The 6,690-nt window shown below is 66.0% G+C and carries 7 protein-coding genes; 3 read left to right on the top strand and 4 right to left on the bottom strand.

The genetic code is table 11. The features are described 5' to 3' along the window. A partial coding sequence (locus Q1V87_RS14445; protein ID WP_300594346.1) for a helix-turn-helix transcriptional regulator occupies nt 1-338 on the bottom strand: 338 nt, incomplete at its 3' end. Between the two features lie 87 nt (nt 339-425). Next, nucleotides 426-1,133, bottom strand: coding sequence for an SDR family oxidoreductase (locus Q1V87_RS14440; RefSeq protein ID WP_300594343.1), 708 nt, complete (start codon nt 1,131-1,133; stop codon nt 426-428). Between the two features lie 126 nt (nt 1,134-1,259). On the opposite strand from Q1V87_RS14440, the gene Q1V87_RS14435 reads away from it, so the two are divergent. The 3 genes from Q1V87_RS14435 (at nt 1,260) to Q1V87_RS14425 (ending at nt 5,035) form a co-directional block, all read left to right on the top strand. Beyond that, complete coding sequence (locus tag Q1V87_RS14435) at nt 1,260-2,642, top strand: Xaa-Pro peptidase family protein (RefSeq protein ID WP_300594340.1); 1,383 nt, start codon at nt 1,260-1,262, stop codon at nt 2,640-2,642. Continuing rightward, nucleotides 2,639-3,532, top strand: a complete 894-nt coding sequence (locus Q1V87_RS14430; protein ID WP_300594337.1) for an NAD(P)-dependent oxidoreductase — start codon at nt 2,639-2,641, stop codon at nt 3,530-3,532. Before Q1V87_RS14435 ends, Q1V87_RS14430 begins: the two co-directional genes overlap by 4 nt. Nucleotides 3,533-3,604: 72 nt before the next feature. Further along, complete coding sequence (locus Q1V87_RS14425) at nt 3,605-5,035, top strand: amidohydrolase family protein (RefSeq protein ID WP_300594334.1); 1,431 nt, start codon at nt 3,605-3,607, stop codon at nt 5,033-5,035. 72 nt (nt 5,036-5,107) lie between these two features. On the opposite strand, the gene rlmB is transcribed toward Q1V87_RS14425, so the two are convergent. Both rlmB and Q1V87_RS14415 read right to left on the bottom strand, forming a co-directional pair. After that, a complete protein-coding gene (gene rlmB, locus Q1V87_RS14420; protein ID WP_300594332.1) occupies nt 5,108-6,103 on the bottom strand; it encodes a 23S rRNA (guanosine(2251)-2'-O)-methyltransferase RlmB in 996 nt (331 codons plus the stop codon). Then, on the bottom strand, nt 6,100-6,690 hold a 591-nt coding region (locus Q1V87_RS14415; RefSeq protein WP_366945448.1), incomplete at its 5' end, for a DALR domain-containing protein. The genes Q1V87_RS14415 and rlmB, both read right to left, overlap by 4 nt.

Genomic DNA, 6,690 nt, shown 5'->3' with positions numbered 1-6,690 from the left:
CCTCCGGGAACACTGGCGAGCTTCTCCCAGCGAACGCCGTTCTCCATCTCGATCACCGGGTACTCGGCAGCGCGCCGGACAGTTGACGCATCCGGTGGTGTGGGAACTGGGGCAACGGGCGACGGACTCGCCGTGGGAACGTTGCCGACCAGCTCGTCCAACGACACTCCGAGGTGGTTGGCCATGGCGAACAGAGTCGAGACCGACGGCTGCGTCTTTCCGATCTCCACCTGCGAGATCAACGACGCGGAGACGCCAAGAGCCTGCGCCAGCGAGCGAAGGCTCATGCCCTTCGCAGTGCGCACCTCGCGGAGCTTGGCTCCCAGGCCCTCGGTCATGATCTCCCACCAGCGCAGCCACTGGTCAGCCGCGAACGTCCGCTCATTCTAGGGCAGGACCTGTGCACAGCCGTGGACCGCCGCGTCCTACATCAGCACGGTTCCGCGGTCGACCGGCAGGTTCACTGCCGAGACGCCTCGGTTGCGCAACAGGAATTGGGTGGCATCGACCACATCGGCCATCGTCGCGAGTTCGCCACCCGGAGTGTGTCGTTCGTACTGCTCCAAGACGCCCTCGGGCTTGGATGCCCAGAACGGGCTGTCGCCGATGATCCCCGGGTGGATCGCGTTGACACGGATCGGCGCGAGTTCGAGCGCGAGAGTGTTGATCAGGCCCGTGACGCCGCCGTTGATGGACGAGACGGTGGTCGACCCCGGGTATGGCAGATCCTTCGCGCGTCCGCCGAACAGCACGATCCCCGTATCGACAGTCGGTGCCATCCGGTCCAGGAGCGCTCGAACGGTGGCCGAGTACCCGACGAGTTTGAGAGTGACCAGGCGGACCGCGCGATCGATGTCGTAGTCGCGGATCGAGTTGGCATCCCGTTCGATAGCCGCAAGGACGAGCCCGTCTACCCGTTCGATGTCGGCGAGCTGGTCCGCGATGCTGTGGGGCTCGGAAATGTCCAGAGCTACACCGCGCGCGCCCTCACCGAGGCCGCGCGCAATCTCCTGGGTGCGGCTGAGATCGCGGCCTGTGATGACGACCTTCTCTCCCCGCGCGAGGCAGTCCTTGGCAATCTCGAGTCCGATACCGGATGTTCCGCCGACAACGACGATGGTCCGTTCACTCACGGTCTTTCCTCACGCTCTCTTCGCGCCGACGAAGTGCAACTGGACATCAGTGTCCAGTAGGGCTTTACTTGAGTGAACTCGACCCACGGGTCGATGTCAAGCACGCCGCTGACGGAGGGAGCCTCGATGAAGAGCACGGGAACGACGGGTACCGCCGCTGTCGATTGGGAGCAGCGCGTCGACTTCGAACGGCTTCGCGATGCGCGCCTCGCGCGGTTGCACGCGGAGTTGGAACGCTCCGACCTCGGAGCGGTGCTCGCGTTCGACTTCTCCAACATCCGCTACATGAGCGGGACGCACATCGGCACGTGGGCGATGGACAAGCTCATCCGATTCGCCTTGCTCACACGCAAGACCGACCCGATCGTGTGGGACTTCGGATCGGCAGCGAAGCACCACGCGCTCTACAACCCCTGGCTCGACGTCACGTCGGCAGAGGCAGACGCCGATCCCCATTCGCCGCACGAAGGCGCCAAGCGGCCCCGGCTCGAAAGCGGTGCTCGCGCCGGCATCTCGACCCTGCGCGGTGCCTTTCCCCCGGACGCTGACCTGGCCGGGGACGTCGCGCGAAAAGTGAAGCGCGAACTCGAGAAGTTCGGCCTCGCAAACGAACCGCTCGGAGTCGACGTCATCGAGATGCCCGTCCTGATCGCTCTTCAACGAGAGGGGATCGAGGTCGTGGACGGTCAGCAGGTGTTCATGGAGGCCAGGCGCATCAAGACCTCCGACGAGATCCGACTGCTCACGCAGGCCGCGAGCATGGTGGATGCCGCCTACGAGGAGCTCTACCGGTTCCTGCGTCCCGGCGTGCGCGAGAACGAGGCAGTCGGGGTCGTCGCCAAAACGCTCTACGACCTCGGCTCCGAGTACGTCGAAGGTGTCAACGCCATATCCGGGGAGCGCTGTTCGCCGCATCCGCATGTGTTCAGCGACCGGCTGATCCGCCCCGGCGACCCCGCGTTCTTCGACATCCTGCACAGCTTCAACGGCTACCGCACGTGCTACTACCGCACGTTCGCCGTCGGATCGGCCAGCCAGGCGCAGAAGGATGCGTACACCCGTGCGCGCGAGTACATGGACCGTGCGATCGCTCTCGTCCGCCCGGGCGCGACGACCGCCGACATCGCCGCCGTCTGGCCCCGCGCTGAGGAATTCGGCTTCCCTGACGAGATGGCGGCATTCGCGCTGCAGTACGGCCACGGCGTGGGACTGTCGATCTGGGAGAAGCCGATCTTCTCGCGACTCACGTCGTTCGATCACCCCGAAGTCCTGGAGGAAGGTATGGTCTTCGCACTGGAGACGTACTGGCCCGCCGCAGACGGCTGGGGGGCAGCGCGCATCGAGGAGGAGGTCGTCGTGACTGCCGACGGATGCGAGGTCATCACGAAGTTCCCCGCGGAGGAACTCATCGTCGCCGGGCGCCGCTACTACACGATCGACGGGCCACTGAACCTCAACCGGGACTCGCAGTCGCATCGCAATACCGTCTGGGGACGCGGCGAAGCGTGAGTACCATCGGCTTCCTCGGGCTGGGCTCCATGGGATCGGCCATGGCGGGCCGTCTCATCGACGCCGGGCATGAGGTTCGCGTCTGGAACCGGTCGCCCGACGCCGTCGCGGCTGCGGTGTCTCGCGGAGCCGTGCGGGTCGACGCTCCCGAGGAAGCACTCGCATGCGCGATCTCGTTCTCGATGCTCGCCAACGACGAGGCGATGCAGGCCGTGATGACGCAGAACCGCATCGCGGTTCTGCGTGGGCGGATCCATGTCGCCATGGCATCGATCAGCCCCGACCTGGCAGCGAGCCTGGCCGATCAGGTGACGGCGGCGGGAGGGACGTACATCGCTGCGCCCGTTCTCGGACGTCCGTCTGTTGCCGCGGAGGGCGAACTCAATATCCTCGTCGCCGGCAGCCCGAGCGCCGTCGGCGAGATCCGGCCCTATCTGGATGCCATGGGAAAGCGCGTGTGGATCCTCGGCGAGCGGCCGTCGGTGGCCAATGCGGTCAAGGCAGCCGTGAACTACAACATCATCCATGCGATGCAGGCGATCGGCGAGTCGGTTGCCATGACCGAACGACTCGGAGTTCCCGCCGAAACCTTCACGGAGTTGCTCTCGAGCACCCTGTTCGGCGGGGTCGCATACAGCGGCTATGGCGACATCATCGCGGCACAGCGGTATTCCCCGCCCGGTTTCCATATCGCGCTCGGGCGAAAAGACCTCGATCTCGCGGAGCAGGTTGCACGCTCGGTGGGCGTGAGCCCCGCCACACTTCCCGCGCTCACCGCCGTCTTCGAGGCAGCCCTTGCCCACGACGACCTGAAGGACCTGGACTGGAGCGCGATCGCAGAAGTGAGCCGGCGAGATGTCCCGATCCTCGGGGAGACAGCCGCTGAATAGTGATACTGGACAAGGGTGTCCAGTAGTGCTTTATTGGGAGCACCGACCGCAAATCAAGGAGGATGAGCGTCAATGCCCGAGAGCCCGCTGCCCCAACCCGGACAGCCTGTCGTGTTCCGGCGGGGCATCGTCGTCACGATGGACGATGCCCATACAGTCCTGCCGCACGGTGACGTCCTCGTCGTCGACGGCAAGATCGCCGAGGTGGGAGAGAACCTCGCCGTTCCCGATGGCACGTTCGAGATCGATGCGAAAGGTGGCATCGTCATGCCAGGGATGGTGGACACCCACCGTCACATGTGGCAGACCGCGATGCGCGCCTACGGCGCCGACTGGACTCTGACCCAGTACTTCGTGTGGTACTACCTGCAGCACGGCATGAAGTTCCGCCCTCAGGACATCGCGGCAGGCAACCTGATCTCGGCGCTCGACGCCGTCGAATCCGGCGTGACGACCAGCGTCGACTGGTCGCACGGACTGCGCACGATCGAGCATGGCGAAGCCGCGTACGAAGCGCTGGCAACCTCACCGGGTCGCTTCGTCTTCGCCTACGGCAACCTCGCCGGCTCGCCCTGGGAGTGGACGGCTGACCCCGCGATCCAGGATCTTCTGGTTCGCTCACGGGATGACTCCCGCATGTTCGGCACGCAGATCGCCTTCGACGTACCGAACCAGGACGACGCGTTCCCTGAGCTTGCCGCGTACCGCGTTGCCGAAGAGCTCGGGCTGCCCGTGACGACGCACGCCGGCGTGTGGGGTGCAACCAACGATTGGGGCATCCGCAATGCATACGACGCCGGTGTGATGAAGGAGGGCTACACATACGTTCACGCGGCATCCTTGTCGGCGGAGTCCTACCAGAAGATCGCTGCGACGGGCGGAAACGTCTCTCTCGCGACGGAATCCGAGGACACGTGCGGCCAGGGCTATCCACCGGTTCATCAGCTGCGGCGTTACGGCATCCCGGCATCGCTCTCGGTGGACACCAGCGTGTGGTTCAGCGCCGACCTGTTCTCGGCGATGCGCGCCACCGTGAACGCGGACCGTGCCCTGGAGCACTACCACGCCCACCAGCTCGAGCCCGCGGAGACCGTGACTCATGTGAAGCTTCGCGCCGAGGAAGTCGTTCACATGGCCACCCGCGGTGGAGCCGCAGCGATCGGCAAGGACCACCTCATCGGGTCGCTCGAGAAGGGCAAGCTCGGCGACGTCGTGCTGCTCAAGAACGACGCGTCGGCCACCTGGGCGCCGCTGATCAACCCCTGGGGCCAGATCGTCTACCAGGCACAGCGCGGTGACGTGCACACGGTGCTGGTCGGCGGTGAAATCGTCAAGTCCGAGGGCGCCCTCGTGGCCGGTGACTTGCCGGGGGTGAAGGCCAAGCTCGAAGACACCGTCTCGTACCTGGAACGCGAGGTCGGTGACGACTGGATCGCCGGGCAGTTCCCCGAGATCCCCGAGGCCGAGGTTCTGTACAACCCGTATCAGTACAAGAAGGACTGATACGGCCCAGCATTCAGTCTGCTCAGCGGCGGCGTCGATCTCGGCGCCGCCGCTGAGTTCGTTCGGCCCTGCCTATTCGGCCCGCAGGGTCGATACCTGGTACAGCGCGACGGATGCCGCGATTCCGGCGTTCAAGGACTCGGTAGCTGCCGAGATCGGGATCGAGACGATCTGGTCGCATGTCTCGGTCACGAGGCGCGAGAGCCCCTTGCCTTCCGAGCCGACGACGATCACGACGGGGCGATCGGCGAGCTCGAGCGCGGGAAGTGACACGTCGCCGTCGCCATCGAGGCCGAGCACGAACACGCCCTGCTTCTTGAACTCCTTGAGCGTTGTCGTGAGGTTCGGGGCGATGGCCACCGGAATACGGGCTGCAGCTCCCGCCGAGGTCTTCCACGCCGCCGAGTTGACGCCTGCAGAGCGGCGCTGCGGGATGATGACACCCTGACCGCCGAAAGCTGCGGTCGAACGGATGATGGCGCCGAGGTTTCGCGGATCGGTCACGCCGTCCAGCGCGACCAGCAGCGGCACCTGGCCCGTACCGATCACCTTCTCCAGCAGGTCCTGCGGATGCGCGTACTCGTAGGGCGGCACCTTGAGGGCCACGCCCTGGTGCACGCCGTCAAAGCCCGCCATTCGATCGAGCTCGGGCCTCGTGACCTCGAGCACGGGAATCTCTCGGTGCGCCGCGATCGAGAGCATCTCTTTGACGCGGTCATCCATCTCCACACGCTGGGCGATGTAGAACGCGGTAGCGGGGATGCGAGCCCGCAGCGCCTCGAGGACGGAGTTGCGACCGGTCACGGTCTCGGTGTCGTCGTTCTGCTTCGGCCGACCACCGCGGTTCGGGTTCGAGCCCGCGACCCGCGCTCCGGGTCGCCCCGTGCCACCGGCGGCAGCGTAGCGCTCCTGCGCAGCCTTCCGCTTGCCGGCAACGTGCCAGCTGCGGTCCTCGGCTTTGGGAGTCGGGCCCTTGCCCTCGAGAGACTTGCGTCCGAGGCCCCCGGTGCCTTTGGTTGCACCCTTCTTGGTGGACTTGCGTGCGCCTGGGCGCCCTGGCTTGCTCATGCGATGCTCCAATGCGTTCCGTCGGGCCCGTCTTCGAGGGTGACCCCGGCAGCCGCGATCGCGTCGCGGATGCGGTCAGCCGCGGCCCAGTCTTTTTCTGCGCGCGCGCGAGCGCGCTGCTCGATGAGTTCTCGCAGGAGGGCGTCCAGTGCAGGCGCCTCCGAGCCCGGTCCCGATGCCCACTGCGGGTCGAGAGGGTTGAGTCCGAGGATGCCTGTCAGAGTGGCAACCTCTCCCGCTAGCGCTCGTGCCGTCTCGGTGTCGCCGGCGTCGAGGGCGGTATTGCCCTCGCGGACTCGCTCGTGGACGACGGCAAGGGCCTGCGGAACGCCGAGGTCGTCATCCATCGCTGCCGCGAACGCCTCATTGCCGTACGAGAACCGGCCGTAGTCACCGTGCCGCCCCACCCGCTCAAGGAAGGTACGGATGCGGTCAAGAGCCGCCTCGGCCTCGTCGAAGGACTTGGGCGAGAGATCGAGGTTCGAGCGATAGTGGGCGGCAGCCAGGGCGTAGCGCACGACGAGGGGATCGTGCTCGTCCAAGACATCCCGCGCCAGCACGAAATTCCCCAGCGACTTGGACATCTT

This window comes from Microbacterium sp. (assembly GCF_030149085.1).
In the GTDB taxonomy this organism is placed as follows: domain Bacteria; phylum Actinomycetota; class Actinomycetes; order Actinomycetales; family Microbacteriaceae; genus Microbacterium.
The sequence above is the reverse complement of the archived record's forward strand: the minus strand, read 5'-3'. Positions and strand labels throughout refer to the sequence as shown.

What these genes read in the sequence shown, in the direction of transcription:
- Q1V87_RS14435 (WP_300594340.1), top strand. Translation starts at nt 1,260, where the DNA reads ATGAAGAGCACGGGAACGACGGGTACCGCCGCTGTCGATTGGGAGCAG.
- Q1V87_RS14425 (WP_300594334.1), top strand. Translation starts at nt 3,605, where the DNA reads ATGCCCGAGAGCCCGCTGCCCCAACCCGGACAGCCTGTCGTGTTCCGG.
- rlmB (WP_300594332.1), bottom strand. Translation starts at nt 6,103, where the DNA reads ATGAGCAAGCCAGGGCGCCCAGGCGCACGCAAGTCCACCAAGAAGGGT.